23 protein-coding genes, 5 pseudogenes and 1 other annotated feature are annotated in these 25,625 nt (G+C 63.2%); of the genes and pseudogenes, 17 read left to right on the forward strand and 11 right to left on the reverse strand.

Annotated elements, in window-relative coordinates; all coding sequences use genetic code 11:
- Window positions 1–480 precede the first annotated feature (480 nt).
- Both ACM62R_RS09630 and ACM62R_RS09635 read right to left on the reverse strand, forming a co-directional pair.
- Window positions 481–898 (reverse strand): annotated as a pseudogene (locus tag ACM62R_RS09630) (transposase); the annotation flags it as partial.
- Window positions 484–639 (reverse strand) — a sequence feature (AL1L pseudoknot). (Overlaps the previous pseudogene by 156 nt.)
- Before the next feature lie 159 nt (window positions 899–1,057).
- Window positions 1,058–1,207: pseudogene (locus ACM62R_RS09635) on the reverse strand (acyl-CoA transferase); the annotation flags it as partial.
- On the opposite strand from ACM62R_RS09635, the pseudogene ACM62R_RS09640 reads away from it, so the two are divergent.
- The 9 genes and pseudogenes from ACM62R_RS09640 to ACM62R_RS09680 form a co-directional block, all read left to right on the forward strand.
- Window positions 1,189–1,437 (forward strand): annotated as a pseudogene (locus tag ACM62R_RS09640) (HAD family hydrolase); the annotation flags it as partial. The pseudogenes ACM62R_RS09635 and ACM62R_RS09640 overlap by 19 nt on opposite strands.
- A 44-nt stretch (window positions 1,438–1,481) precedes the next feature.
- Window positions 1,482–1,877, forward strand: a complete 396-nt coding sequence (locus ACM62R_RS09645) for a hypothetical protein (RefSeq protein WP_415183842.1) — start codon at window positions 1,482–1,484, stop codon at window positions 1,875–1,877.
- Between the two features lie 73 nt (window positions 1,878–1,950).
- On the forward strand, window positions 1,951–3,483 hold the full coding sequence (locus ACM62R_RS09650) for a multicopper oxidase family protein (RefSeq protein WP_415183843.1): 1,533 nt from the start codon (window positions 1,951–1,953) through the stop codon (window positions 3,481–3,483).
- A gap of 106 nt (window positions 3,484–3,589) precedes the next feature.
- On the forward strand, window positions 3,590–3,715 hold the full coding sequence (locus ACM62R_RS09655; protein WP_415183844.1) for a hypothetical protein: 126 nt from the start codon (window positions 3,590–3,592) through the stop codon (window positions 3,713–3,715).
- Window positions 3,716–3,801: 86 nt separating this feature from the next.
- Window positions 3,802–4,287 carry a DUF305 domain-containing protein gene (locus tag ACM62R_RS09660; RefSeq protein ID WP_415183845.1) on the forward strand — a complete coding sequence of 162 codons (486 nt, stop codon included), beginning with the start codon at window positions 3,802–3,804 and terminating at the stop codon, window positions 4,285–4,287.
- 66 nt (window positions 4,288–4,353) lie between these two features.
- Window positions 4,354–4,740 (forward strand): DUF302 domain-containing protein, encoded by a 387-nt coding sequence (locus ACM62R_RS09665; RefSeq protein ID WP_415183846.1) that lies wholly within the window; start codon window positions 4,354–4,356, stop codon window positions 4,738–4,740.
- Window position 4,741: 1 nt separating this feature from the next.
- The gene (locus ACM62R_RS09670; protein WP_415183847.1) at window positions 4,742–5,425 is read left to right on the forward strand and encodes a TVP38/TMEM64 family protein; all 684 of its coding nucleotides are present in this window, start codon (window positions 4,742–4,744) and stop codon (window positions 5,423–5,425) included.
- A 66-nt stretch (window positions 5,426–5,491) separates the two neighbouring features.
- On the forward strand, window positions 5,492–7,825 hold the full coding sequence (locus ACM62R_RS09675; RefSeq protein ID WP_415183848.1) for a heavy metal translocating P-type ATPase: 2,334 nt from the start codon (window positions 5,492–5,494) through the stop codon (window positions 7,823–7,825).
- Window positions 7,826–7,862: 37 nt separating this feature from the next.
- Window positions 7,863–8,342, forward strand: a complete 480-nt coding sequence (locus ACM62R_RS09680; RefSeq protein ID WP_415183849.1) for a DUF411 domain-containing protein — start codon at window positions 7,863–7,865, stop codon at window positions 8,340–8,342.
- Window positions 8,343–8,531: 189 nt separating this feature from the next.
- Here the strand turns inward: ACM62R_RS09680 and ACM62R_RS09685 are convergent, their stop codons facing one another.
- From ACM62R_RS09685 to ACM62R_RS09695, 3 genes and pseudogenes are all read right to left on the reverse strand, one after another.
- A complete protein-coding gene (locus ACM62R_RS09685) occupies window positions 8,532–8,789 on the reverse strand; it encodes a hypothetical protein (protein WP_415183850.1) in 258 nt (85 codons plus the stop codon).
- 241 nt (window positions 8,790–9,030) lie between these two features.
- A pseudogene (locus tag ACM62R_RS09690) lies at window positions 9,031–10,693 on the reverse strand (glycoside hydrolase/phage tail family protein); the annotation flags it as partial.
- A gap of 42 nt (window positions 10,694–10,735) precedes the next feature.
- Window positions 10,736–11,398, reverse strand: a pseudogene (locus ACM62R_RS09695) (TIGR02217 family protein); the annotation flags it as partial.
- Between the two features lie 952 nt (window positions 11,399–12,350).
- Between ACM62R_RS09695 and ACM62R_RS09700 the strand changes: the two are divergent.
- Entirely contained in the window at window positions 12,351–12,608 is a 258-nt protein-coding gene (locus ACM62R_RS09700) for a metal-sensing transcriptional repressor (protein ID WP_415183851.1), read from the forward strand.
- A 10-nt stretch (window positions 12,609–12,618) separates the two neighbouring features.
- The gene (locus ACM62R_RS09705) at window positions 12,619–13,938 is read left to right on the forward strand and encodes an MFS transporter (RefSeq protein WP_415183852.1); all 1,320 of its coding nucleotides are present in this window, start codon (window positions 12,619–12,621) and stop codon (window positions 13,936–13,938) included.
- A gap of 44 nt (window positions 13,939–13,982) precedes the next feature.
- Here ACM62R_RS09705 and chrA read toward each other — a convergent pair whose 3' ends face one another.
- The gene (gene chrA, locus ACM62R_RS09710; protein WP_415183895.1) at window positions 13,983–15,200 is read right to left on the reverse strand and encodes a chromate efflux transporter; all 1,218 of its coding nucleotides are present in this window, start codon (window positions 15,198–15,200) and stop codon (window positions 13,983–13,985) included.
- Complete coding sequence (cueR, locus tag ACM62R_RS09715) at window positions 15,200–15,592, reverse strand: Cu(I)-responsive transcriptional regulator (protein WP_415183853.1); 393 nt, start codon at window positions 15,590–15,592, stop codon at window positions 15,200–15,202. Before cueR ends, chrA begins: the two co-directional genes overlap by 1 nt.
- Window positions 15,593–16,020: 428 nt before the next feature.
- Here cueR and ACM62R_RS09720 point away from each other — a divergent pair, with 428 nt between their 5' ends.
- From ACM62R_RS09720 to ACM62R_RS09735, 4 genes are all read left to right on the forward strand, one after another.
- Entirely contained in the window at window positions 16,021–16,407 is a 387-nt protein-coding gene (locus ACM62R_RS09720) for a DUF302 domain-containing protein (RefSeq protein ID WP_415183854.1), read from the forward strand.
- A gap of 1 nt (window position 16,408) precedes the next feature.
- Window positions 16,409–17,080 (forward strand): TVP38/TMEM64 family protein, encoded by a 672-nt coding sequence (locus ACM62R_RS09725; RefSeq protein WP_415183855.1) that lies wholly within the window; start codon window positions 16,409–16,411, stop codon window positions 17,078–17,080.
- A gap of 95 nt (window positions 17,081–17,175) precedes the next feature.
- Window positions 17,176–19,506: a heavy metal translocating P-type ATPase gene (locus ACM62R_RS09730; protein ID WP_415183856.1), complete on the forward strand. Its 2,331-nt coding sequence runs from the start codon at window positions 17,176–17,178 to the stop codon at window positions 19,504–19,506.
- Between the two features lie 21 nt (window positions 19,507–19,527).
- Entirely contained in the window at window positions 19,528–19,725 is a 198-nt protein-coding gene (locus ACM62R_RS09735; protein ID WP_415183857.1) for a heavy-metal-associated domain-containing protein, read from the forward strand.
- A gap of 24 nt (window positions 19,726–19,749) precedes the next feature.
- Here ACM62R_RS09735 and ACM62R_RS09740 read toward each other — a convergent pair whose 3' ends face one another.
- The 4 genes from ACM62R_RS09740 to ACM62R_RS09755 form a co-directional block, all read right to left on the reverse strand.
- Window positions 19,750–20,193, reverse strand: coding sequence for a c-type cytochrome (locus ACM62R_RS09740; RefSeq protein WP_415183858.1), 444 nt, complete (start codon window positions 20,191–20,193; stop codon window positions 19,750–19,752).
- Between the two features lie 49 nt (window positions 20,194–20,242).
- Window positions 20,243–20,698: a c-type cytochrome gene (locus ACM62R_RS09745; RefSeq protein ID WP_415183859.1), complete on the reverse strand. Its 456-nt coding sequence runs from the start codon at window positions 20,696–20,698 to the stop codon at window positions 20,243–20,245.
- A gap of 136 nt (window positions 20,699–20,834) precedes the next feature.
- Window positions 20,835–22,331, reverse strand: coding sequence for a multicopper oxidase family protein (locus ACM62R_RS09750; protein ID WP_415183860.1), 1,497 nt, complete (start codon window positions 22,329–22,331; stop codon window positions 20,835–20,837).
- Between the two features lie 603 nt (window positions 22,332–22,934).
- On the reverse strand, window positions 22,935–23,564 hold the full coding sequence (locus ACM62R_RS09755; RefSeq protein WP_415183896.1) for a hypothetical protein: 630 nt from the start codon (window positions 23,562–23,564) through the stop codon (window positions 22,935–22,937).
- Window positions 23,565–23,884: 320 nt separating this feature from the next.
- On the opposite strand from ACM62R_RS09755, the gene ACM62R_RS09760 reads away from it, so the two are divergent.
- Together ACM62R_RS09760 and ACM62R_RS09765 are read left to right on the forward strand one after the other, a co-directional pair.
- Window positions 23,885–25,036, forward strand: a complete 1,152-nt coding sequence (locus ACM62R_RS09760) for a restriction endonuclease subunit S (RefSeq protein WP_415183861.1) — start codon at window positions 23,885–23,887, stop codon at window positions 25,034–25,036.
- A gap of 2 nt (window positions 25,037–25,038) precedes the next feature.
- Window positions 25,039–25,614, forward strand: coding sequence for a hypothetical protein (locus ACM62R_RS09765; protein ID WP_415183862.1), 576 nt, complete (start codon window positions 25,039–25,041; stop codon window positions 25,612–25,614).
- Window positions 25,615–25,625: the final 11 nt, after the last annotated feature.

Below are 25,625 nucleotides of genomic sequence, written 5' to 3' on the forward strand. Positions count from 1 at the left end.
TGCGAAAACGTCTATGATCGAGCCATTGTGCGCCATTGGTTCAAGAACAATGGCGTTCCAATGGCTCGCCCCATAGCTTGTTTGGACGATCCGCCTTGAACAACCGGTTCACTTTATCGTCTGGGCAGGGCTGAGACGTGTCGGGGTTCGTGGTGATGACCTTTTTGCCTCGAACCACGCCTCTGAGGCCCAAACTGCGCATCAAGCGTTCCACGGTGCAGCCGTTGCCCGGCAGGCGATTTGCACAGCAAATCTGCCGAGAGGGGGGCAACGTCTTCGCCGCCTCGCCGGAGAACGTGCCAAACTTTCCGCGCACCGTAAAGTTTGCAGTTGTCGGTCCAAGCCTTGTCGATCTTGAGGCTCAGGGCGGCATCAGACTTGGCCCGGGGCGATGCTCGATCCGGGTCGAACAAGATGGCACGCCGGTCATAATAGGTGCCCTCTCGGCAGAATTGCTGTGCAATTCGCCTGCCGGGTAACAGAAGGGGCAAACTGCAGCGCTCTGCAGATTGGCTCGACCCCGAGTGCTTCACGGCTTTCCTCAATAAAAGCAATCATTTGCGAAATGGGCGGTCGAGCTCCCGTTGCCCGGCAGCGGTTTGCAAGCAAACCGCGAGAGGGGGCTGGGCAAAATAAGCGTTCGCCAGTGGGCTTGAACCAGTGGCGCCTTCACTGGCTCACCCTTACGCAAGATCTCATTAGCTTGGCGCAGTTCGCGCACTTCTCGCTCCAACTCTTTGATCCGTGCAATCTCAGCGCTGGTAGGGCCCGGTCGCTCGCCACCATCACGCTGGATCTGACGCATCCAAACGCGAAGGCTGTCCGGCGAACAACCCAATTTACCAGCGATCGCTGTCAGCGCCGCAGCCTCAGACTGATAATCATCGCGGTGCTCCATAACCAACCGAACCGCACGCTCGCGGAACTCACCTTCTCGTGCATTTGCAATGCACTGTCAGGCAACGGGTGAAAATGGCTTCGAGGTCTTCTTTTGATTCTGTTCCATAACGGGCAATTCTCCGAGAGTTTTGCCCTCCGGTGAACCCGGGGCGGTTCATTCCGCTTCGACCCAGTCGCAACGGCCGCCCAGCGTGCGGTCGGCGGCGAGCGCCGCACCGATGCTGGCAGTCAGCGTGTCGAATGCGGTGTCACGGTCGGCGCCTTGCACGACCGCCTCGATCTCGGCCCGGTGCTGATGATGGTACCGCCGCCGCAATCGCAGGCCAGGTCGGCATCGAGCACCGCGCCGAACTGATGCCCGAGGACAAGGTCGCCGCAATCCGCGAGATGGTGGCGAATGGCCGGGTCCTCATGGTCGGCGACGGCATCAACGACGTCCCAGCCCTGGCCTCGGCGCATGTCGGCGTGGCGATGGGATCCGGAACCGACGTGGCGCTCGAGACCGCCGATGCCGCAATCCTGCGCAACCGGGTCACTTCACGCCGAGTTGACGTTCTGCCTGAGATTCCCCGCTTCGCACAATGGACATTCTCGTGAGCAGCGCCTATCTTTCAGGCATGCTCGCGCGCCTCATCAGCATCCTTGCCATACTCGCGATCGCCGTTGTCGCCACGGTCAGTGCAGCGCATGCGGCGCGCATGGTTGGCATGCAGGCGGATCACGCGGTCCATGCGGGCGAAATGATGCACGCTTCGGCCGACGTTTATCCGTCCTGCGACGGCGGCCAGCATTGTGGATCGGCTGATGCCGGAATGTGCGAGTTCGTCTGCGCGGGCCTGTCGGTCGTTCTGACGATGCCGGGTGCTGAAACCGGCCACGCGTTCGGGCCTGCCAGCCACGATCTTCCGTCCGAGCCCAGCCATGTCAGCAGTTCGCCCGGACTGAACGAGCGACCTCCGAAACTCCGTCTCCTCTGAGCGCGCCCGGGCCGGTGCCCGTGGCGTCCCATCGGTTTTGATGAACGGGACGGCATGTCCCGAGGAGACGACCATGAATACCCTTTCGCGACGCGGCTTTCTTGCCGCAAGTGCGGCAGCCATCGCTGCGGCCCAGATGCCCCGCCTTGCCTTCGCGCAGAGCGTGGCCCCAATCTCCCTTTCGGCTGCAACCCGCACCCTCGACATCGACGGGCGCGCCGCGACCGTCTTCGGTCTTGCAGGCCCCGGCGGCCAAGGCCTGGTCCTCGACCCCAGCCAGAGGTTCCGGGTCGATCTGTCCAACGATCTCGACGTGGGGACCATCATCCACTGGCATGGTCAGATCCCGCCCAATGCACAGGACGGCGTGCCGGACATGCCGATGCCCTTGCTCGCGCCGGGCGAGACCCGATCCTACGATTTCGAGGCGCGGCCGGGCACCCACTGGATGCACAGCCATGTGCCGATACAGGAGATGCAACAACTCGCCGCACCGCTGATCGTGCGCACGCAGGAGGATCTGGCAGCAGACCGGCAGGAGGTCGTGATGTTCCTGCATGACTTCTCCTTCAAGTCTCCCGAGGAGGTTCTCGCCGAAATCGGCGGCGGACACGGCGTTGGCCATGGCGCCGATCCCGGTGCGCCAGCCGCGCAGGGCATGCCCATGGGCGGAATGGGTGCGATGCAGGGCATGGATCACAGTGCCATGGGCGGCATGCCGATGGGCAATATGCCGAGCATGGGCGGGATGATGGGCATGGGCGGCCAGATGGGCGGTATGGCCATGGACCTGAACGACTATGACTGGGACGCGTATCTCGCCAATGACCGGACGCTGTCGGATCCCGAGGTGGTGCGGGTCGAGCGTGGCGGGCGCATCCGGCTCCGGGTCATCAACGCCGCCGCGGCGACGGTGTTCTGGGTCGAGACCGGGACGGCCGAGGCACGCCTCGTCGCAGTGGACGGTCATGCGGTGCAGCCGCTTGCCGGCAGCCGGTTCGGGCTGGCGATGGGCCAGCGTCTGGACATCGAAATCGATCTGCCGAACGAGGGCGGCGCCTGGCCGATTCTTGCGCTACGCGAAGGGGCGCGGGAGCGCACCGGGCTCATCCTCGCCACGCAGGGTGCCGAGGTCCAGCGCCTAGATGCCGTCGCGCCGTCCGAAGCGCCCGCTTTCGACACCGATCTGGCGCAGGAGGCCCGCCTGATCACGCTGAATGCCCTGCCGGACCGGCCGGTGGATCGCAGCCAGATGCTGATGCTGGGCGGCTCGATGCAGCCCTATGTCTGGACGATCAATGGAGCCGTCTGGGGCCAGCACCAGCCGATCACCGCACGCAGCGGCGAGCGCGTCGTGCTGTCGTTCCACAACATGTCGATGATGGCCCACCCGATGCATCTGCACGGCCATGTGTTCCAGATCGTCGGGTTGAACGGGCGACGTGTTGCCGGTGCGCTGCGCGACACGGTTCATGTGCCGCCGATGTCTATGGTCGATGTCGCGCTCGATGCCGGCGAGGCCGCGCGCTGGATGCTGCACTGTCACCACATGCCGCACCTCGCCTCGGGCATGATGACCGAGTTCGCGGTCACTGCTTCGGTCTGACTTAGTCGGGGCGCTCGGACCGATCGCCCCGACGTCCTGTCCCATGTTGTCGCAAGGGTCAGTTACGAAGCCGATCCTGCGGATAAAAAACACGGAGAATGAAATAATGAACGGCGACAACACGGGCTCGATGATAGGTTGGGGAATGAGCTTCGGTTGGCTCTGGATGATCGTTAACCTTATGCTGGTCGATCTCGTGATTGCCGCGCTGGTAAAATATCTGCGCAAGTGAGGGCTTCCCTGCCCGGAAAAGCCATGGGCATCGTTGTTTTGCTGAATGCGCTTAACTTGCAGTAACATTCGTTCAGGAGGTGAGATATGAACTACGGACGTTTCTTTGCAATGATCGCGACTTCGACGGTTGTGATGTTTGGATTGATGTATCTGAACACCTACGCGCTCGACCACATCTTCTTTTCGCAGACGAGGATGTGGATGGCGATCTATATGGGTGCGGTGATGGCAATCATCATGCTCGCTTTCATGCTGGGCATGTATTCCAACAAGAAGGTCAATTTCGCGATCTTCGCGGGCGCTGCTGCATCCTTCGCCCTGTCGCTGTGGCTTGTCCGCAGCCAGGAGACGGTCGACGACCTTGCCTGGATGCGAGCGATGATTCCACACCATTCCATCGCCATCCTCACCAGCGAGCGGGCCAATATCTCGGACCCGAGGGTTCGGGCACTGGCCGATGCGATCATCGAGGCACAGCTCAGCGAAATTGCTGAAATGAAGAATTACATCGCAGACATCGAGGCGAATGGCGAGGCACCCGCGGGCACACCCCGCGCCGAAGTTGAATGACGCCGCAGCCCGGTGGAGAGCAGATTGCGCTGCTGGAGTAGAAGTCATGAACCGAAAGGAACAACAATGGACTACACGATCAACCGCCTGATAGCGAACGCAGAATTTGACGCCGTCGAGGCCCGCACCCGCGCGGCGTTGACCGACAACGGTTTCGGCATCCTGACCGAGATCGACGTCAAGGCGACGATGAAGAAGAAGCTCGACGTCGAAATGCCGGCCTACCGCATCCTCGGGGCTTGCAACCCGAAGATGGCGTATCAGGCCATCGGGCTCGAACCACGGGTGGGCGCGATGCTGCCCTGCAATGTCATCCTGCGCGAAGTAGAGGGTGGCGTGGAGGTCAGCGCCATCGACCCGGTGGCGTCGATGCAGGCGATCGAGAACACGGAGCTGACCGCCGTGGCGGGCGATGTCCGCGACCTTCTGGCGAAGGCCGTCGAGGCGATCTGAGATGAGCCTGCGCACCGTCATCCTCGCAGTGCTGGCGATCCTCGGGATCGTCTCGCTCGGGTTCTGGCTCTTCGCGCCTTCGGTCTTTGCCGAGGCACGCGAACTGCTAGATGGCGAGCGCCTAGAGGGGCTGGTGGAGCGCGCCGGGCTCTGGGGGCCGGTGCTTATCGTCACGCTGATGACTGTCGCGGTCGTGGCCAGCCCGATCCTGAGTGCTCCGATCGCGCTGGCTGCCGGCGCGGCCTACGGGCATGTCTGGGGTGCCGTCCAGGTCGTGATCGGCGCCGAGCTCGGGGCGCTGATCGCCTTCGGCCTCGCACGGGTGCTGGGGCATGATGTGCTGCGGCGGGTGTTCGGCGACCGCGTCGATGCCGGGTTGCTCGGTTCGCAAGCCGCTTTGACGGCAACGGTCTTCGCCAGCCGCCTGATGCCGTCCGTGTCCTTCGACATGATCAGTTACGCGGCAGGGCTCAGCCGACTACACGCCTGGCGTTTCGCGCTGGCAACGCTGGCCGGGATCATTCCGGCAAGCTTCCTACTGGCGCATTTCGGCGGCGAGGCGGTCAGCGGGGACATGGGCCGGGCGACATGGGCGGTGCTCGGGTTGGGGCTTGTGACGGGGTTGCCGCTTCTCTGGGTGGCGATGCTGCGGAGGCCTGAAACGGGCGCTCAGGATCATCATTGAAAGGGCTTGAGCCTCCAACGGCTGGAGGCCGCAAGCTGAAACGAGATACCGAAAGGCTGGCAGACCATGGAGCACGATCATCATCACACGGCGCCCGATATCCCGGCGGGGACCGAGACGGCAAAGGACCCGGTCTGCGGGATGACGGTCGCAGTCAAGCCGGACGGACGTCACGCGGAGTTCCAGGACGAGACGTTCCATTTCTGCTCGGAGAAATGCCAGGCAAAGTTCAAGGCGGATCCCTGGTTCTATGCCTCAGGCCGCGCTGCCGGGCAGAAGAAGGCAGCCCCGGCCGACGTCCAGTACACCTGCCCGATGCACCCCGAGATCGTCCGCGACGCACCGGGGGCCTGCCCGATCTGCGGCATGGCGCTCGAGCCGATGGTGCCTTCGGACGAGCCCAGCGAAGAGCTGACGGATTTCACCCGCCGAATGTGGATCTCGGCGGCCGCCGCGGTGCCGCTCATCATCCTGACTATGGGCGAACTGGTCGCCCTGCCGGTGCGCGACTGGATCGGGCACCAGACAGCGAGCTATCTCGAGTTCGTTCTCGCGACGCCGATCATTCTCTGGGCCGCCTTGCCGTTCTTTCAGCGCGGCTGGGATTCGATCGTGAACCGCAGCCCCAACATGTGGACGCTGATCAGCATCGGCGTGGCGGCGGCTTACCTATATTCGATCGTCGCGACCTTCCTGCCGGGTTTGTTTCCGGAACAGTACCGGATGGGCCACGGCGTGGGCACCTACTTCGAGGCGGCGGTCGTGATCGTGGCGCTGGTTTTCGTCGGCCAGGTTCTCGAACTTCGCGCGCGAGAACGCACCGGGGATGCGATCCGCGCGCTTCTGGATCTGGCGCCGAAGACCGCACGGCGCATCCTGCCGGACGGCACAGAATACGACGCGCCGCTGGAAAACATCATGGAGGGAGACTGGCTGCGGGTGCGCCCCGGCGATGCCGTGCCGGTGGACGGGACGGTGATCGACGGCCGATCGTCCTTGGACGAAAGCATGCTGACCGGCGAGTCGATGCCGGTCGAAAAAGGTCCGGGCGATGCGGTGACCGGGGCCACGATCAACAAGAACGGCTCTCTGGTGATGGAGGCGGGCAAGGTCGGCGCCGATACGGTGCTGGCGCAGATCGTGGCGATGGTGTCGAACGCGCGCCGGTCCCGCGCGCCGATCCAGGGGCTGGCGGACCGGGTCTCCGCGGTCTTCGTCCCGACGGTGGTGGCAGTCGCCATTCTCGCCTTCGTCGTCTGGCTGATATTCGGCCCCGAGCCGGCGCTGGTCTTCGCCATCGCCTCGGCCGTGTCGGTGCTGATCATCGCCTGCCCCTGCGCGCTGGGTCTCGCGACGCCGATCTCGATCACCACGGCGGCGGGACGCGGGGCGCAGGCTGGCGTGCTGATCAAGGATGCCGAGGCGCTGGAACGCATGGCGAGCGTCGACATGCTGATCGTGGACAAGACCGGTACGCTGACCATGGGCAAGCCGAGGCTGACGGATACCGTAGCACTCGGAGATGTGCCCGAAGCCGACCTGCTGTCGCTGGCTGCAGCCCTTGAGCGGGGCTCTGAGCACCCGCTCGCAGAGGCGATCGTCGAGGGCGCCGAGGCGCAAGGCGCCACGCGCCAGGACGCCGCCGATTTCGATGCCGTCACCGGCAAGGGCGTGCGTGGCCGCGTCGGCGGGCGCGCGGTGGCGCTCGGCAATGCCGCGATGATGAGGGAGATGCAGCTGGACACGGCTGCGGCCGAAGCCAAGGCCGACTCCCTGCGCGCCGAGGGCAAGACCGCGATGTTCGTCGCGGTGGATGGCGCGCTTGCTGGCATCGTGGCGGTGGCCGACCCGATCAAGGAGTCCACGGCCCAGGCGATCCGGGAACTGCACGCCCAGGGCCTGCGCGTCATCATGGCCACGGGCGACAACGAGCGCACGGCGAGGGCCGTGGCAGGCAGGCTCGGGATCGACGAGGTGCGCGCGGGCATCCTTCCCGAGGCCAAGAAGGACCTGATCGACCAGTTGCGCCGCGACGGCCGCAAGATCGCGATGGCAGGCGACGGCGTGAACGACGCCCCCGCGCTGGCCGCCGCCGATGTCGGCATCGCCATGGGGACTGGCGCGGATGTCGCGATGGAAAGTGCCGGGATCACCCTGCTGGGCGGTGACCTGATGGGCATTGTCCGCGCACGCAAGCTGGCCCGGGCAACCTTGCGCAACATCAAGCAGAACCTCTTCTTCGCCTTCGCCTACAACGCACTCGGAGTGCCGATCGCAGCGGGGCTGCTCTACCCCGTGACCGGCCTCCTGCTCTCGCCGATGATCGCGGCGGCGGCGATGAGCCTGTCCTCCGTCTCGGTGATCACCAACGCCCTGCGACTCAGGCGGGTCGATCTCTGACTTGCAAGCAGCCCAGACCATCAGAAAGGAAAACCAAATGACCAAAGACTTGTTCTCGCGCCGCACGATCCTGATCGGCGGGACAGCACTGCTGGCCGCGTCGCCCCTGCCTACGCTGGCACAAGGTGCGGGACCTGCAATTCATGTGCTGAAAGATCCGAACTGCGGCTGCTGCTCGGCGTGGATCCAGATCCTCGAAAACGACGGGTTCGCTGTCACGACCGAGAGCAGCCTTGGGACGCTTCTGATGCGCTACAAGCTGGACAACGGCATCCCGCAGGAGATGTTCTCCTGCCATACGGGAAGCGTCGATGGCTACATGATCGAGGGCCACGTTCCTGTCGCCGACATCCGCCGTCTGCTGGATGGGCGACCTGACGCGGTGGGCCTGGCGGTGCCCGGCATGCCGTACGGATCGCCCGGCATGGGGCCGGAAAGCGAGCGCGAGGCCTACGACGTGTTCCTGATCCGGCGCGACGGATCCAACGAGGTCTTCACCAGCTACGCTGCCGCCTGACCTCGAAGCTGTATTTCGGCTCCTGATCAGGGACGAGAACACACGCGCGTCTGATCCCGCATGACCGCGTGGTCGCTCAGCATCTCGGCAATGGCCGAGCCATCCGGCAATGAGTTCAGTTCGTCGGCCGCCCGGGCCTGAACCTCGCGGTTGTATTCGATGACGGGCGGACAGGCCCCCAGCTCACCGTTAGAACCGACCGTCGCGCAACCGGTCAGCAAGCTCGTTGCGATCGCGAGGGCGGCGAGCTGCCGCCTCCAGCATCTGGCGTTGGACATCATTGGCCTTCTCCGTTGTCTTGAGGCGTTCAGCGAGGCGTCCCGCTCGCTCGCCGGACCGCCGAAGCGCAAGCAGAAACAAGAGCACGGCGAGGACGATCGCGCCATAGCGCAACGCCGCCCGCATCCATGGGCTGGCGGCGAACCCGGTGAGGAGCGCGGCGATCATCGCAGCCCCTTTTTCCAATCGTCGAGCCGGGCGTAGATCGTGACCGCGATGCCGCCGAGTGCCACGACGATGAACACCCAGCGGAGCGTATCGAGATACGGCACCAGCGGCAGGATGGCGGTTTGGGTCTCGGCCAGGACGCTCTGCGCCACCTCGACCCCGGCTGCGCCCAGCGTCGCCACTCCGGCCGCGCCGCCCCCCTTCATGGTGCGGCTGTCGGCCAGCACTTCGCGCGCGGGCGGCGTCTCTGCCGCGACCAGCGGCCGGTGCGCGGGCTGGTCCTCGGTCAGCTGCGGCAGGTCCATCAGCACCGCATCCGGAGCGCCGAACACCACGGCCCGCGTCAGCGACGCCGCGCGGGGATCGCCGGGCGGCAGATCGTAGGTCGCCCGGTCCTGGCGGACCGACTCGATGCCGCGCGCCTCGGCGTCGGCGATGGAGACGAGCCGCAGATCCGCCGGCCGCCCGTCATGCTCCAGCCGGATCGCGTCGGCCGGATCGAGCGCGAGGCGCGAGGGCGGCAGACGGAACGCCGCCGTCTCGCGCCCCACCCACGCCTCCATCAACGCGCGGCGGCAGCGGCGATCGGCCTCCTCGGGCGGCACCGCCATGGGGAAGGACTCCGAGGCAATGCGGGTCGTGTCCACGGTGATGCGCCGCGCCTCGACGAGCGCCGCATCGTAATCCTCGTCGGCGCGGGCGACCTGCCATTTCAGCGCCTGCGGCAGCTCGGTCTCCTGGCCGCGCGTCAGTTCCAGCAGTTCGCCCTCGCGGGCGGCCACGAGATCGTCGGCACCGAGCCTGGCGACGGAGGCCCGGCCGCGCATGACGAAGCGGATCATGCCCTCGGTCTCCACCGCGTCGAAGCCGAAATGCCGCGACAGTGTGGTGATTGAGGCGCGCGGGGATTCCAGTGCGCCAATCGCATAACCTTCGATCGCGCCCCAGAGGCCGGTGACGTCGATCCGAGCCTCGGGCATTCCCGCACGCAGGCAGAGGTGGCGGACGAGCGCGGCCAACGACATCGCACCGAGCCGTCCGGTCAGCCAGTGACCGAGCCGCCAATTCGAACCGTCTGTCCACACGTCGGACAGAGCCGGAAAGAACGGATACGGCCGGGCATCCCAGGTCCAGGCGGCGCATTTGGGCACATGCACCATGCGTCCGCCATAGACGCCGGAGACGGAATTGTTCCCAGTATCACCCCACCAGAGATAGGTCGCCTCGAGATAGGCGCGCTGGATGGCGTCGTCGCGCCAGCCCCGCGAGAAATGCGGCGTGAAGCTCTCTGACGATTTCGGGTCGAAGAATACATTCGGCTGGTTGGTGCCGCGATCAATGGCGGGACAGCCGAGCTCGGTGAACCAGATTGGCTTGGATTGTGGCACCCATGCCGTCGGAGTTCCGCTCTCCACTCCGCTCGGGCGGTTGTAATGCGGGTTCGACCACCAGGCGCGGAGGTCCTTGTAACGGAAGACCCACGGCTTGACCGCCGCCCCATCCGTGATCGGCGTGCGGACCTGCGCTGAGCGGTCGGCGTCGCTGGCATAGAACCAGTCGAAGCCTTCCCCGCCCGCGATGTTCGCCTGTAAATAGGCCCTGTCGTAGATCGCGGGCCAGCCCTCTGCCGCGTCGGCATGCTCGAACCCGTCGCGCCAATCGGAGAGTGGCATGTAGTTGTCGATGCCGACGAAATCGATCTCCAGATCGGCCCAGAGCGGATCAAGGTGGAAGAACACATCGCCGCTGCCGTTGCCCGGCTGGTGCCCGAAGTATTCCGACCAGTCGGCCGCATAGCCGATCTTTGTGGCCGACCCGAGGATCGAGCGGACATCCGCGAGAAGGTCACGACAGGCCTGTACCGCCGGATAGGTGGACGCGCCGGAGCGGATCGTGGTCAGCCGTTCGAGGTCGAGCGTCACGTCGAGCGCGTCCGTGTCAAAGCGAACCGGCACGTCGAATTCGAAACCAGCGGAGATAGCGACGCCAGAAACCGGTGCGGTATCAAAGGTGACAACGCCGGTCGCGGTATCGACGGACCAGCCAGAGGGCTGCTCCACCCCGTCGAGCGCGATGCGCACGGTATCGACAACCGGCTTGGCAATGGCCCTGACCCATGTCTGGCTGCCGGAGACGTAGCGCTTCTCCAACTGGAACCCGGTTGTCGCGCCGTCGCCGATGCCAATCGCCTGATCGCTCGGCGATGGCGTGCCGGACGGAAGGCAAGATTTGTAATCGCCCCAATCCTTGAAGCGGAAGCCGTGCAGCCGTCCATTGCGCGCCTCGAAGAAGGCGACGACCGCCGCCAGATCATCGGCGCGACGGATGCCGTAGGCGACATCGTAGCGGCGGCGCGAATTGGCACAGCTCGCGTTGCGTTCCTCGTCGCCGGAGGCCAGTTCGACAATTTGTGTGCGGCGTTCCGGACCGCCGCGTGCGCCCCGACTGACATTGTGAGGAAACCGGGCTTCATGAAACGCCATCACATGCCCCTCCGACCCATCGACACGGCGCGGGCGATGGCGCACGGCAACCGACGTGCAGCGTGTCCAGCACTGCGGCCGGATCAGCAAAATGCTCGAGCGGCTCGCTGCTGCGCCGAAGCTCATCGAATGTGTGTTGAAAACCAAGAGTTGAAGAAGAAAACATGAGGTGATCACGGATCTCGTGCCACGCGATAGACATTGGACGCCTGCCTTGCGGCCAGGCGTCCAGCGCCTTTTTGTGGCCAGGTCAGGACGTCGTGCGTCTCTGCAATTTCAGGAAATTGGTGAGATGCGCGCCTTAGCGCGCAAGCGTCGGATCCAACATCAACCAAGAAGGTGATCACCTCCGGGGTGCCCTTGGCATCACAGATTTGCTTTGGTCCGGCCTATGGATAGAGCTTGCCAGAGTTCGGTTTTGTTTCCAAAAAAACGGAATGCAGGCGGCTGGAAAAACTGAACAAAAAGATAGGTCGGACGCTGTCGTCCTCCCTCGTTTGCGGATCTTGCGAGCGACCTTACCACAACGTCGACTTCTGCTCTTATTCTAACATCGTCCCAACTGGCGAGGTTTGAACCGGGTCGCCTTAATGCGGTAGAGACCGAAGTCGAAGTGCTTAGCCGCACTTTTGGTAAACCATTTTGTATCAGAGACTTACAACCTGAACACCAAATCGGCGCAGTCATGAGGTCCGGAGAATATCGGCCTGGAGAGAACGCTTCCGCGCCTCCCGGTGAAGGGGCCGGTGAATAGCCCTCCCGCATAACCCTTGAATATAACGGAAAAATCGGGCCGGGGCCGGATCGAGAGAACGCTTTCATGAGGATAAATGGCGGAGGGAACGCGACTGCCGTCGAACCTTCTCTGGGCTTCGCGCACCTCTACAACCCGCGCCTAGAAAGCGTAACCTGCTTAGAAGACTGCATTATTTCTGTTTTGATTTGAGGGTGATGTCTCGCGCTGCGTTTGTTGTCGTCAATCCAGTTGAGCAGGAAGGCCACGAAGCCACTGCAATGCGAAAACGATGGGGTCGTTCGTCGACTTGAATGATCCCCCCTGGGGGGATATTATCGTTCGATGACAAACCCGCACCAGCACGCAACCCATCCCGATCTGATCAAGCGGCTGAAGCGGGCCGACGGGCATCTGCGGCATGTGATCGAGATGCTTGAGGCCGAAAAGCCCTGCGCCGACATCGCAACCCAGTTGCTAGCGGTCGAGCGTGCCATCACGGCGGCCAAGCGCATTTTGATCCACGACCATATCGACCATTGCCTTGGGCATGGCAGCGACGGCGATATTGCCGAGCTGCGCGCGTTGGCCAAGCTGCTTTAGGAGACGCTTCATGCTTTCGGTCCTTGCCAACCGCACCTATCGGCATCTCTTTGCGGCACAGGTGATCGCGCTGATCGGCACTGGGCTTGCCACGGTGGCCCTTGGCCTGCTGGCCTGGCAGATCGCGGGCAAGGATGCAGGTCTGGTGCTGGGCACCGCGTTGGCGATCAAGATGATGGCCTATGTCACACTTGCCCCCATCGCCTCGGCCTTTGCGGATCGGCTGCCACGGCGGACCATGCTGGTGGCGTTGGATCTGATCCGGGCGACAGTGGCCGTGGCGCTGCCCTTCGTGACCGAGATCTGGCAGGTCTATACGCTGATCTTTCTGCTACAAGCCGCCTCGGCCGGGTTCACCCCGACGTTTCAGGCAACGATCCCAGACGTTCTGCCGGACGAGGCCGACTACACCCGCGCATTGTCACTTTCGCGGCTCGCCTATGATCTGGAAAACATGCTGAGCCCGATGCTGGCGGCGGCGCTGCTGACGGTGGTCAGCTTTCCGGTGCTGTTCGGCGGCACGGTGATCGGCTTTCTTGCGTCAGCGGCGCTGGTGCTGACGGTGACGCTGCCAAGCCCGCGACCTGCCGCGCCGCGTGGCGTCTGGGACCGCACGACCCGAGGCATCCGGATCTACCTTGCCACGCCCCGGTTGCGCGGCCTTCTGGCGCTGAACCTAACCGTGGCGGCGGCGGGCGCCATGGTGATCGTCAACACGGTGGTGATCGTGCAAGCCGGGCTTGGCTTGGGCGACACCCAAGTTGCGCTGGCGCTGGCCGCGTTCGGGGCCGGCTCGATGGTGGCGGCGGTGATCCTGCCCCGCTTGCTCGACCGTATACCCGACCGCCCGCCGATGATCGCAGGGGCCGCACTTTTGGCAACTGGCATGCTTTTCGGGCCAATGGTCGGATCGCTGCCCGCACTTGCCGCCCTCTGGCTGGCCTTGGGCTTTGGCTACAGCTTAACCCAAACCCCTACCGGGCGCTTGCTGCGCAGGTCCGCCCAGCCCGAAGACCGGCCGGTAATTTTCGCCGCGCAGTTTGCCTTGTCACATGCGTGCTGGCTGCTGACCTATCCGCTGGCTGGTTGGGCGGGAGCGAGGTTCGGGCTGGACAGCACCTTCCTGATCCTTTCGGGATTGGCCATGATTGGCGTCGTGGCCGCACTCAGGCTTTGGCCCGCCGATCTGGTCGATGACATGGCCCACACGCATCCAGAGTTGGCGCCGGATCATCCGCATCTGCACGAGCATGGGGTCGATCCGCATCGCCATCCAGTTATCATAGACGATCTGCATCGGGTGTGGCCCGCGCAGGCAAGGTCGGCCTAGCCAGAACCGTCGAAGCGAATGGCTGCGTTTACAAGCCGCCGCCTTTACAAAAGACCCAGTGCAACGCCCCCGGCCGCAGTCAGGGCAACCACGATCCATGGGGATGCTTTCCAGACAGTGAGCAGCAGGAAAGCGGTCAGGGCCAGCGCGAAATCCTGCGGTGTCAGGACCGCGCCTTGCCAGACCGGATCGTAAAGGGCGGCCCCAAGGATGCCGACGACAGCCGCATTCGCGCCGCGCATCGCGGCCTGTGCCAGAAGGCGTGACCGGAACGCATCCCAGAACGGCAGCGCGCCAATCAGCAGCAGAAAGCCCGGAAGAAAGATGGCCACCAGCGCAATGGCGGCACCGAGGATGCCGTTCGGCGCGGGCCCTGCAACCGCCCCGAGATAGGCGGAAAAGCTGAAAAGCGGGCCGGGAACGGCCTGCGCTGCGCCGTATCCGGCAAGGAAGGCGTCATTGCTGACCCAACCCTGTAGCACCACTTCCGCCTGCAACAGCGGCAGCACGACATGGCCGCCCCCGAACACCAGCGACCCGGACCGGTAGAAGGCATCGAACAAGGCCACGCCTTGCGACAGGTGGGCCGCCAGTGGCAGCAAGACGAGCAACAGGCCGAAGAGGGCGAACGCACCGAGGCCAACCGATTTTGGAACGCGAAATTGCAGATGTCCCACTTTAGGCGCATTGCCACTTCGACAGGCCCAAAGGCCTGCCAGACCGCCGATCACGATGGCAGCGATCTGACCCATGGATCCGCCCGCAAAGACCACGATCAGCACGGCGGCAAGCGCGATGCTGGCCCGTGTGCGGTCGGGCGCAAGGGTCCGCGCCATGCCCCAGACCGCCTGCGCCACCACCGCCACGGCGACCACCTTCAGGCCGTGAACAAGGCCAAGACCGACCGGCCCCGCGAACGCGGCGGCCCCGAAGGCGAACAGGACCAGAAGGATCGCCGATGGCAGCGTGAACGCCGCCCATGCGGCCAGTGCGCCAAGCGGGCCGCCGCGCAAAAAGCCAAGCGCGAAGCCCACCTGGCTGCTGGCCGGGCCGGGCAGAAATTGGCACAGCGCCACAAGGTCAGCGTATCCCGCCTCATCGATCCATTTGCGTCGCGTGACCAACTCGTCGCGGAAATAGCCAAGATGGGCAATCGGGCCGCCAAAAGACGTGAGCCCCAGTTTCAGGAAGGCGCGAAAGACTTCAGCGGGCGTGCCCTCGGCGCGGGGGTTGCCCTTCGCGGCAGCTTGGCCGGATGGCATCATGAACCGGTCCCCGCCAGATCGTCGAGGATCGGGCAGTCGGGGCTGGCGTCGCCATGACAGCGCCTGACCAGATCCGAAAGACTTTTGTGCATGGATTGAAGTTCGCTGATTTTCTGCTCAACCCGGCCAATATGATCCTGGGCCAGATGTTTGACATCGGCGCTGGCACGGCCCCGATCTTCGTAGAGCGACAGAAGTGCGCGACAATCCTCAATCGAAAAGCCCAGCGATCGCGCCCGGGCAAGGAATGTCAATTTGTGCAAGTCGCTTTCGCGGAACGCGCGATACCCGTTTGCCCCTCGTAGCGGCTTAATCAGCCCGATTTCCTCATAGTAGCGGATCGTCTTTGCAGGCAGTCCGCTTGCCTGTGCAATATTCCCGATATTCATGGCGCCAGCCTCCGAAAGACAGTTTCTGACCTTACAGTAACTGTAAGGATTGGGAACCCTCAACTCGGAACCCTCCTATGCTGGAACGCACATTTTGTCCGTTGGTGCCGTCTATTGCGGCGGGAAATCAATTCTTTCGTGATGTCCTTGACCTTCCAGTAACTGGAAGCGCCATGTGTATCGTAGCTCAGGCAATAACTCTGAAATGATTGGAGCTGAAATGGCTGCAATCGCTGCGGTGCTGCAAAGCCATTATTGCACGTCGCGGGGCGGCCCGTAGAGAAGGAGAGAATGATGATGAACGGATACGGTATGGGGTGGGGCATGGGTTTCGGCTGGCTCTGGATGATCGTCATTCTTGTACTGGTCGGCCTCGCCATTGCCGCGCTGGTCAAATACCTGCGGAAATAAACGGAAAGGAAAATACAATGGGCTACACAATCAACCGCCTGATAACGGACGCCGGTTTTGACGCCGTTGACGCGCGCACCCGTGCGGCACTGGCCGAAAAGGGATTTGGCATTCTGACCGAGATCGACGTCAAGGCGACGATGAAGAAAAAGCTGGATGTCGACATGCCAGCTTACCGCATTCTCGGTGCATGCAACCCGAAGATGGCGCATCACGCCATTGGAATGGAGCCGCGCGTGGGTGCGATGTTGCCTTGCAATGTGATCCTGCGCGCCGTCGATGGCGGGATCGAGGTCAGCGCGATAGATCCGGTGGCTTCGATGCAAGCAATCGAAAATTCGGCCCTTCATGCTGTCGCCGGACAGGTGCGAGACCTGCTGGCGGAAGCCGTGGCCGCGATTTGAGATGAGCCTGCGCACCGGTATTCTGGCAGCGATGGCAGGCCTTGGCCTTGTCCTGCTCGGGGTGTGGTGGTTTGCGTCTACAGTCCTGGTTGATGTCATGCACCTGATGAACCGCGAGGCGCTTGAAACATTGGTGGCGCAAGCGGGCATCTGGGGCACCCTGCTGATCATTGGCCTCATGACCGTGGCCGTGGTCGCCAGTCCGATCCCAAGCGCGCCGATCGCTCTGGCCGCTGGTGCGGCCTACGGGCATGTCTGGGGCACTGTCTATGTCGTGATTGGGGCAGAACTCGGCGCGTTGATCGCCTTCGCACTTGCGCGGGTCCTCGGGCGCGATGCGCTCAAACACCTGTTCGGCACATCGGTGGATGCCGGACTGCTTGGATCGCAGAACGCTCTGACAGGGACCGCGTTTGCCAGCCGATTGATGCCTTTCGTATCCTTCGACATGATCAGCTATGCGGCAGGCCTGAGTTGCCTGCATGCTTGGCGGTTTGCGCTGGCAACACTGGCTGGAATCATACCTGCGAGCTTCCTGCTTGCCCATGTTGGCGTCGAGGCGGCCAGTGTAGACATGAGCCAAGTCACCTGGACGGTCCTCGGCCTTGGCCTTGTCACCGGATTGCCTCTGCTCTGGATCGCGATCAGGCCCAAGGCCAAAAAACCAACCTGATGGCCGAGGGCTATACGGGGGACATCTAAAACAGCTTGAGCTTCCAGTCACTGGATGCCTCACGGTGAGATAATTCAAAAGAAAGTTGGCAGGACATGGAACACGATCATCAGCACGCAAAATCCGATAGTTCGGCTGGTGAAACGGTCAAAGATCCCGTTTGCGGGATGACGGTCGCGATCAAGCCCGACACGCGGCACGCCGAATTCGGGGACACCACCTTTCATTTCTGTTCCGAGAAATGCCAGACCAAGTTCAAGGGCGACCCGTGGTTCTATGCGTCGGGCCGAGCCGCCGGGCGCAAGAAAACAGCTCCTGCCAACACCCAATATACCTGCCCGATGCACCCTGAGATTGTCCGTGACGCGCCGGGGGCCTGCCCGATCTGCGGCATGGCGCTAGAACCAATGCTGCCGTCGGATGAGCCCAGCCATGAGCTGACGGATTTCACGCGCCGGATGTGGGTCTCGGCGGCGGCAGCGGTGCCGCTGATCGTGCTGACAATGGGCCCCATGGTGGGTCTGCCTATCCGGGACTGGATCGGGCATCGGACGGCGGGCTATCTGGAGTTCGTGCTGGCGACGCCAATCGTCCTTTGGGCGGCACTGCCATTCTTCAAACGCGGCTGGGACTCGGTCATGAATCGCTCCCCTAACATGTGGACGCTGATCTCGCTCGGCGTGGCTGCAGCTTATATCTACTCGCTTTTCGCGGTGTTCCTGCCGGGCCTTTTCCCGCAGGCCTACCAGATGGAGCATGGCGTCGGCACCTATTTCGAGGCGGCGGTCGTGATTGTGGCTCTGGTCTTTTTCGGCCAGGTGTTGGAATTGCGGGCGCGGGAACGCACCGGTGACGCGATCCGCGCGCTCTTGGACCTCGCCCCCAAGACCGCGCGGCGCATCCTGCCGGATGGCACGGAATACGACGCACCTTTGGAAAACATCATGGAAGGTGACCGGCTTCGCGTACGCCCCGGCGATGCGGTCCCTGTGGATGGCGTGGTGATCGAGGGGCGGTCCTCCTTGGACGAAAGCATGCTGACCGGCGAGTCGATGCCGATTGAGAAAGGACCGGGCGATACGGTGACCGGGGCCACGATCAACAAGAACGGCTCTTTGGTGATCGAGGCGGGCAAGGTCGGCGCTGATACCGTGCTGGCGCAAATTGTGGCTATGGTGTCGAACGCCCGGCGTTCGCGAGCGCCAATCCAAGGCATGGCCGACCGGGTCTCGGCGATCTTCGTGCCGACTGTGGTCGGCACCTCGATCTTTGCCTTCATTGTGTGGATGATCTTTGGGCCCGAACCTGCGCTGGTCTATGCGATTGCCTCGGCGGTCTCGGTGCTGATCATCGCTTGTCCCTGCGCACTTGGCCTTGCCACCCCGATCTCGATCACCACGGCGGCCGGGCGCGGGGCGCAGGCAGGCGTGCTGATCAAGGATGCCGAGGCGCTGGAGCGCATGGCGGGCGTCGATACGCTGATCGTCGACAAGACGGGCACCCTGACCATGGGCAAGCCAAAGCTGACCGACACGGTGACCTTTGGTGATATCGCCAAGGCCGACATCCTGTCGCTGGCTGCGGCCCTTGAACGCGGATCCGAACACCCTCTGGCCGAAGCCATCGTCGAAGGCGCCGAGGCCCAAGGGGCCGCGCGGCAGGACGCGACGGACTTTGAGGCCGTCACCGGCAAGGGCGTGCGCGGCACCATCGGCGGGCGCGTTGTCGCTCTCGGCAACACCGCCATGATGCAGGATATGGGCTCGGACACGACGCAGGCTGAGGAAAGGGCTAATACCCTGCGCAGGGAGGGCAAGACGGCGATGTTCGTCGCGGTTGATGGCGCGCTTGCGGGCATCGTGGCGGTGGCCGACCCGATCAAAGACAGCACCGCTCAGGCGATCAAGGAACTTCATGCCCAAGGGCTGCGGGTCATCATGGCGACGGGCGATAATGAGCGCACGGCACAAGCGGTGGCGGCGACGCTGGGCATCGACGAGGTGCGCGCCGGTGTTCTGCCGGAAGACAAGAAAAAGCTGATCGACGAGTTACGCAAGCAGGGACACAAGATCGCCATGGCAGGTGACGGAGTTAACGACGCCCCCGCACTGGCCGCCGCAGATGTCGGCATCGCCATGGGCACAGGGGCCGATGTGGCGATGGAAAGTGCTGGCATCACCTTGCTGGGTGGAGACCTCATGGGCATCGTGCGGGCACGCAAACTCGCCCGCGCCACGCTGCGCAACATCAAGCAGAATCTGTTCTTCGCCTTCGCCTACAACGCGGTTGGCGTACCCATTGCGGCGGGCCTGCTCTATCCGGTCACCGGATTGCTGCTGTCGCCGATGATCGCGGCGGCAGCGATGAGCCTGTCTTCGGTCTCGGTCATCACCAACGCGCTGCGTCTGCGGCGAGTAGATCTATAAAATCAACAAAAGGAGATACACATGACAACCTTCAGCATTCCCGACATGAGCTGTGGCCATTGCAAAGCGACGGTCGAACAGACAATCCACGCCCTCGATCCGGCGGCCGAGATCGAGTTCGACATGACGGCGCGGCGGATATCGGTCAAAAGCAGCGCTGAGGCGGCAAGTGTCCAGGCGGCGCTAGTCGAGGCCGGATATCCTGCGACCCCGGTCTGAGTTGCTTTGGCCAGAGCAGCCCCGTCATCCGCCGTCGGATGCGCTTCGTTCCGCCTGGAACTGGCGCGCGCGGTCGGGCCAGCGCGATTTGATATAGGCAAGGATATCCGCGATCTCCTGCGTGTTCAGCACGCCGCCGAAGCCCGGCATGGCGCTGTCGAACCTCACCCCCATCCGCGCCAGTGCCTCCTCTCCGCCCAAGGTGATATAGTCGATCAGGGCGGTGTCGGAATGATGCCAGGTATGGCCGGCCGCGTCATGTGGTGGTGCCGGGAAACGCCCGTCTGGTCCGGGGCTGCGCCAGTCCGGCTGGCCTTCGAGATTTCTGCCGTGGCACGCGGCGCAGTTCGCGTCATAAAGAACGAGACCGCGTGTCGCGGCTACATTGTCGGGGGCAAAGATATGAAAAGCGGCCCCGATGGATCCCAGAAGGACCGCCGCCATGAGAATGAGGATGCCCGACCTCATGCCGGTTGGTCCGATGTAGTTCCGAGAAAAGGGCGAATACTCCACCCCATCAGTTGATCCCGTTGGCGCGCTGCAACTCGCGAACGTAGGCAACGATCGCACCCAGTTCACCATCCGTCAGGCGCTCTTCGACCGGCGGCATGTCGCCGAACGGCCAATGATGCGCCCGCACCCCGTTCCGCGCGGCCAGAACGAAGGCCATGTCCCCGTGATGCGAGGGCTCGTAGATGCGATGCACCAGCGGCGGCGCAACGCCGTCTTGCCCGGCGGCATTCGTGCCGTGGCAGGAGGCGCAGACCGCGTTGAAATATGTCTCCCCCTGCCGGGCCTGAGCCGAAAGCGCCTCCGGTACGATGACGTCCGCCATTGGCGCTCCGACCAGGACCTGTGAGGCGTCCGGCGCCGCGGCGGAAACGGGTTCTTGGGTGGTCCGGCCTTGGGTCCAATACCAGCCCGCTGCTGCGATGAGGGCGAAAAGCAGTGCTCCAATGAGGCTCTTATTCATGATAGGATCTCCAATCTGACTTCGCCGACTGTGCGGCGCTGGCGCTGTCCAGCCGTCGGCCTTTGGCCGTTCGGGTCAGGCGCGCCGATGAATGTGGTTGCCACCGGAGGGACGTCCCGCTCCGATGGCGGATGTCTCAGGCCGACACGGCAAGCTCGGTCATCATGCCGGTGGAAAGATGCGGCATATGGTGGCAATGCAGCATCCAGCGCGCGGCCTCACCGGCATCCAGCGCAACCGTCACCATGGACATCGGCGGCACATAGATCGTGTCGCGTATCGCACCATCAATGTTGCGGCCGTTGATGTTCACCACCTGGAACACATGTCCGTGCAAGTGCATCGGATGCCCCATCATCGACATGTTGTGAAACGACAGATGCACCCGCTCGCCGGTCTTGGCGGTGAGCTGGGTGTGATTGCCCCAGACCTGTCCGTTTATGGTCCAGAGGTAAGGCTGCATCGTGCCGCCGAGCATGATCATGTGTGAACGATCAACCGGACGCGGTGCCAGCGAAGGCGCGCCTTCCGTCCGTGCTGCCCGCAGCAGCCCCTCTTGCGCGAGATCGATATCAAACGCGCCGCTGTCGGTCTCGGCCAGATCGTCGATCCGGCGCACTTCGGCACCTGCAGTGGCCAGAATGATGCCCGTGCGCTCGCGTGCGCCTTCGCGCAGGGCGAGGATCGGGAAGGCCCCCGATTCCGGCAAGTCGATTTCCAGATCAAGACGCTGCGCCATGGCAAGCCCGAAGCGTGTGCCCGCGACCGGCTCGACGCCGTGGCCGTCCACCGCCACCAGACGCGCAGGGATTCCGCCCATGTCGATCCAGAAGGACGTCGCTGCGGCGGCATTGATCACCCGCAACAGGATGCGGCCGCTGCGTTCGACAGCAATCACCTCGGGGTCGGCGAGCGTGCGGTCATTTGCAAGATAGGCGTCGAAGTCAAAGTCGTTCAGGTCCATGACCATTCCGCCTGCGCCCATCCCGCCCATGGTCATCCCGGGCATGGACATGCCGGAATGATCCATCCCCGACATCCCGCTCAGGTTCTGCGCCGGAGTGTCCATGCCGCTCATGTCGTGATGGGCAGCGCCTTGCGTGATCTCGGCCAGCACCTCGGCTGCGGGGCGGAACGCGAAGTCGTGCAGGAACATCACCACTTCCTGCCGATCTGCCGTCAAATCTTCAGGCCGCCGCACGATCAGCGGGGCGGCGAGCAGGCTCATCTCCTGCACCGGCACATGGCTGTGCATCCAATAGGTGCCGGGCGTCGCCGCATAGTCGTAGCTGCGTGTCTCGCCCGGCTGCAACAGCGGCATCGGCAGGTTCGGCACCCCGTCCTGCACATTGGGCGGGATCTGGCCATGCCAGTGGATGATCGTCTCCTCCGCCAGCGTATTGGTCAGATCGACGCGGAACCGCTGACCGGGATCAAGGATCAACCCTTGCCCGCCCGCTCCATTGGTCAGGCCCATGACGGTGGCGGCGCGGCCGCCAACCTCGATCACCCGCGTCGCAGCGGTCAGAGTAAGCGGTGTGGTTTGCGCGAAAGCCAATCGCGGCAAGGCGGTGGTGGCAGCCAAGGCTGCGGATGCGGCCAGAAAGCCGCGGCGAGTCAGGTCTTGTCTCATTTTGAATTATTCCATCAACCCCTGAAGGGGCGCGTCGGTCTGGAGCCGCAGGGCAGCTCCGCTCATCAACCGTTCAGAGGAATTTCGGGGGGCGGTCGGCCGTCTCGCCCGTGCGTCCGCGCAAAACGAGGGACATGGTGGCCCGGTGCGCAACCGGGCGAAATGCCATTGGCGCGGGGTCCGCAGAGGTAAACCAGGTTGCAATCGATCCAAGACAGGCGATCGCACAGGCGCCTGACATTGCATGATCAGAACCGCCGCAATGCTTCATCGCGTCGGCATGCCCGTTCATGACGGTTTGTTCATTGTGACAGGGTGCCGCCGTTGTCTGCATCTCCCCCGCCATTGCCGCATGCGGAAGGACGCCGAACCACGCGACGGCAACCACCAGCAAGAGGGAAAAAAGAAATCTCGGCATTGAACCCGGCAGCATGAAGATGGCGAATATCTATGATCCGTCGCTGATTTTCGCAAGACACGATGCCGTTTGCGAAATCACTTCAGGGATTTGCGCCCCACCCTGTCTGCTACATTTGCGCCAGACCCGATCAGTTCGTGCGAATTCGAACTGATGGAACAAGAATTCTTTAAGTATCATCAGGATCAGTAGTCGGTTTCCACATACACCCCAGAGCAGTCGTAGGCGACTGCCGCCGCTGTGGCCCCATTGTTCATGTAGTTGCGCGGACTGAGCAACTGGGTTGCGGCGGGAATGTCGGTGGTGAGGGTGAACTCGGCCACCGCGCCGCTGACTTCCTCGACAATTCTCACGCCGATATCCGCGTCGTTTGGCGATGCAGCAATGGTCAGCGTCAGCACGTTGGTCATGCTGTTCACCGGGAAACTGGCGCCAAGGTCGGTCAGGCTCGGCGCTCCGGAACCGTCGTTGGTCACAAGTTGCCAGTTCGCATGGGTCCCGCGCTGGAATCCGATGCCGATGCAGTTTATGACGGCCGAAAGCGTCAGGGTCGTCGCCAGTGCTGCGGTTGAGCCGTAAAGGCCGAAAAAGCCCATCCCGGTCGCCTGAATCGTTGTCAGGGAAAGTCGGTTCACATAGGTCCAGCCGCCCAGGCCATCCGCATTGCCGCGCCAGCACACCCAGCCAGCGGAGCGTTCCTCGGCCGCAGCATCAACAGTCGCTGCGCTGGTCACGCGCCAGCGGCGCATACTGGTCGAGAGATTTGTAGTCGCCAGTGTCGGCGTCGCGACCGTTCCTACAGCGGTGCGCGGCATGCCGTTGGTGTTGACTGTGGTGCCTGTGGATGGAGCCCATGTCGCGATCCGGTTCACCCCGAAATGCGGCTGCAAGGGGAAGAACCGGCCCGAGGGGCGCTGGACATCGAGCCATCCCGCTCCTGCGCGATCGCGGGCATAGAGCGCGAGCTTGCCTGCGGGCGGAGGTGCGGGAACGGACGCCAGGCCAGGCATGACGATAGGTTCCGGCAACTCGACCATCGTGCGCCAACAGAGATTGTCGACGCGATCATCGCGCAGGAAGAGCGGATTCTTGGTATAATGGACGAGATCAAGGCCGCTCTGGCAGAGCGCCTGTGATGGCGCGAACGATCACCATCGACAGGTTCCTGACCAAGTCAGAGGACTGGGTCCCAGTCGCACCAGATGTGCAATATAAGCAGATCACTGCACGCCTTTGGGGAAAGGGTCTGACGCTTCGCGGCGAAGTACCGGGGGCGGCAATTGCAGCCCCGCGTCAGTTTTGTGCCAAGGCTGGTCAGTTTCTGATTTCCCGGATCGATGCCCGTCATGGCGCTTTTGGTATCGTTCCGGTCGAGTTGGACGGGGCATTAGTCAGTAATGATTTCCCGTGCTTTGACATCGACGATTCAATTGTGCTGCCGCATTACTTCGAGTGGTATTCGCGCACTCCTGAGTTCGTCGACCTATGTCGCAGAGCAAGTGCGGGATCAACGAACCGCGTGCGGATGAAGGAAGAGAAGTTCCTTCAGATGATTGTGCCGCTACCGTCTCTCGAAGAACAGCGCCGGATCGTCCAGCGTCTCGACGCAGTCGCGGCACTTGTGGACGAACGCCGTCGCGCCATCGAAGCCGCCGAACGCGAAACGCAGGCCATGCTGCTGAAGGCCTTCCAGCGCGCCATCGACGGCGCGCTACTGCGCCCCATGTCGGAAGTCGCCCCCCTGGTCCGCCGCCCGGTCGCGGCGGACCTTGATGGGACCTATCCGGAACTAGGCGTCCGTTCCTTTGGAAAAGGCACGTTCCATAAACCTGATCTGCCTGGGGCTGAGGTCGGCAACAAGAAGCTGTTCAGCATCAATGCTGGAGACCTGCTGTTCAACATCGTCTTCGCTTGGGAAGGCGCGGTGGCAGTCGCACAGGCTGAAGACAATGGTCGCGTGGGATCGCACCGCTTCCTCTCATGTGTGCCTGCACCGGACACGGCAACTGTGGAATTTCTCCGCTTCTATTTTTCAACACGCGAAGGCCTGCAAAAGCTGGGCGAAGCATCGCCCGGCGGGGCGGGGCGAAACCGAACGCTCGGATTGAAGAAGCTCGAGGGCTTGGAAGTGCCCGTCCCCTCAATCGAGCGTCAGCACTGGTTTGATCGTCTTCAGACAATGGCCTGCGAAGCCCGCGACATCCGCGCCAGCACTGGAAAGGACGTAGAAGCCCTGATCCCGGCCATGCTGCACCAGATTTTCGTTGACCAGTCGAAGGCCGCGTAACGATGAGCGGTGACGATCATCCTGACATCTTGTCAGACCTGTCGGATCTGGACTTCGTCCGCCACCTTCTGGCCGACCTACATGACGACTTGCCCGAGAAGGTCGGTCGTTTCCGAATGCTGACAGATCTTGGCGGCCAGATGGGGCGCTCCGGCACGATGATCTACGGTGGGTATGCGTCGTACCATGCTTGGGTGGAGGCGCGCTCTTCATTCGTGCACGGCAATTTCGTGGCTACGATCCTGCTGTGCCAAGGGCTGGCAGAGCACTTGCTTGCCGCCTATCTGCACGCGGGCCTATTGGTTGAAAACATCCCCGAACGCATCCAGTTCGCCGACACGCTACGCCGCTGCAGGGAGCGGGACGTGGTATCTGACCATGATGTCGCGGACCTTCGACGCATGATGGATCTGCGGAATCCGCTGTCGCATTTCCGGCATGTCGACGACGGCAGCAATCTTGACCGCCGAACTATAGATACGGGCGCATCTGCCGAGGAGCTGCTGCGCCGTGACGCTGTCTTTTGCATTGGCCTCGTCGTGACCATCCTCGCGAAACCTGCCTTTCGGCTGGGTTGACCGGCAGGACC

It is taken from the genome of Phaeovulum sp., from assembly GCF_047638075.1.
In the GTDB taxonomy this organism is placed as follows: domain Bacteria; phylum Pseudomonadota; class Alphaproteobacteria; order Rhodobacterales; family Rhodobacteraceae; genus UBA6197.

Bases quoted from the DNA above. Each gene is read 5' to 3' on its own strand.
- ACM62R_RS09740 (WP_415183858.1), bottom strand. From the start codon at position 20,193: ATGAGGTCGGGCATCCTCATTCTCATGGCGGCGGTCCTTCTGGGATCC.
- ACM62R_RS09665 (WP_415183846.1), top strand. From the start codon at position 4,354: ATGGACTACACGATCAACCGCCTGATAGCGAACGCAGAATTTGACGCC.
- ACM62R_RS09660 (WP_415183845.1), top strand. From the start codon at position 3,802: ATGAACTACGGACGTTTCTTTGCAATGATCGCGACTTCGACGGTTGTG.
- ACM62R_RS09755 (WP_415183896.1), bottom strand. From the start codon at position 23,564: ATGCCGCGCACCGCTGTAGGAACGGTCGCGACGCCGACACTGGCGACT.
- ACM62R_RS09760 (WP_415183861.1), top strand. From the start codon at position 23,885: ATGGCGCGAACGATCACCATCGACAGGTTCCTGACCAAGTCAGAGGAC.
- ACM62R_RS09650 (WP_415183843.1), top strand. From the start codon at position 1,951: ATGAATACCCTTTCGCGACGCGGCTTTCTTGCCGCAAGTGCGGCAGCC.
- ACM62R_RS09720 (WP_415183854.1), top strand. From the start codon at position 16,021: ATGGGCTACACAATCAACCGCCTGATAACGGACGCCGGTTTTGACGCC.
- ACM62R_RS09765 (WP_415183862.1), top strand. From the start codon at position 25,039: ATGAGCGGTGACGATCATCCTGACATCTTGTCAGACCTGTCGGATCTG.
- ACM62R_RS09745 (WP_415183859.1), bottom strand. From the start codon at position 20,698: ATGAATAAGAGCCTCATTGGAGCACTGCTTTTCGCCCTCATCGCAGCA.
- ACM62R_RS09670 (WP_415183847.1), top strand. From the start codon at position 4,742: ATGAGCCTGCGCACCGTCATCCTCGCAGTGCTGGCGATCCTCGGGATC.
- ACM62R_RS09730 (WP_415183856.1), top strand. From the start codon at position 17,176: ATGGAACACGATCATCAGCACGCAAAATCCGATAGTTCGGCTGGTGAA.
- ACM62R_RS09725 (WP_415183855.1), top strand. From the start codon at position 16,409: ATGAGCCTGCGCACCGGTATTCTGGCAGCGATGGCAGGCCTTGGCCTT.
- ACM62R_RS09735 (WP_415183857.1), top strand. From the start codon at position 19,528: ATGACAACCTTCAGCATTCCCGACATGAGCTGTGGCCATTGCAAAGCG.
- ACM62R_RS09680 (WP_415183849.1), top strand. From the start codon at position 7,863: ATGACCAAAGACTTGTTCTCGCGCCGCACGATCCTGATCGGCGGGACA.
- ACM62R_RS09705 (WP_415183852.1), top strand. From the start codon at position 12,619: ATGCTTTCGGTCCTTGCCAACCGCACCTATCGGCATCTCTTTGCGGCA.
- ACM62R_RS09645 (WP_415183842.1), top strand. From the start codon at position 1,482: ATGGACATTCTCGTGAGCAGCGCCTATCTTTCAGGCATGCTCGCGCGC.
- chrA (WP_415183895.1), bottom strand. From the start codon at position 15,200: ATGCCATCCGGCCAAGCTGCCGCGAAGGGCAACCCCCGCGCCGAGGGC.
- ACM62R_RS09750 (WP_415183860.1), bottom strand. From the start codon at position 22,331: ATGAGACAAGACCTGACTCGCCGCGGCTTTCTGGCCGCATCCGCAGCC.
- ACM62R_RS09685 (WP_415183850.1), bottom strand. From the start codon at position 8,789: ATGATCGCCGCGCTCCTCACCGGGTTCGCCGCCAGCCCATGGATGCGG.
- ACM62R_RS09675 (WP_415183848.1), top strand. From the start codon at position 5,492: ATGGAGCACGATCATCATCACACGGCGCCCGATATCCCGGCGGGGACC.
- cueR (WP_415183853.1), bottom strand. From the start codon at position 15,592: ATGAATATCGGGAATATTGCACAGGCAAGCGGACTGCCTGCAAAGACG.
- ACM62R_RS09700 (WP_415183851.1), top strand. From the start codon at position 12,351: ATGACAAACCCGCACCAGCACGCAACCCATCCCGATCTGATCAAGCGG.
- ACM62R_RS09655 (WP_415183844.1), top strand. From the start codon at position 3,590: ATGAACGGCGACAACACGGGCTCGATGATAGGTTGGGGAATGAGCTTC.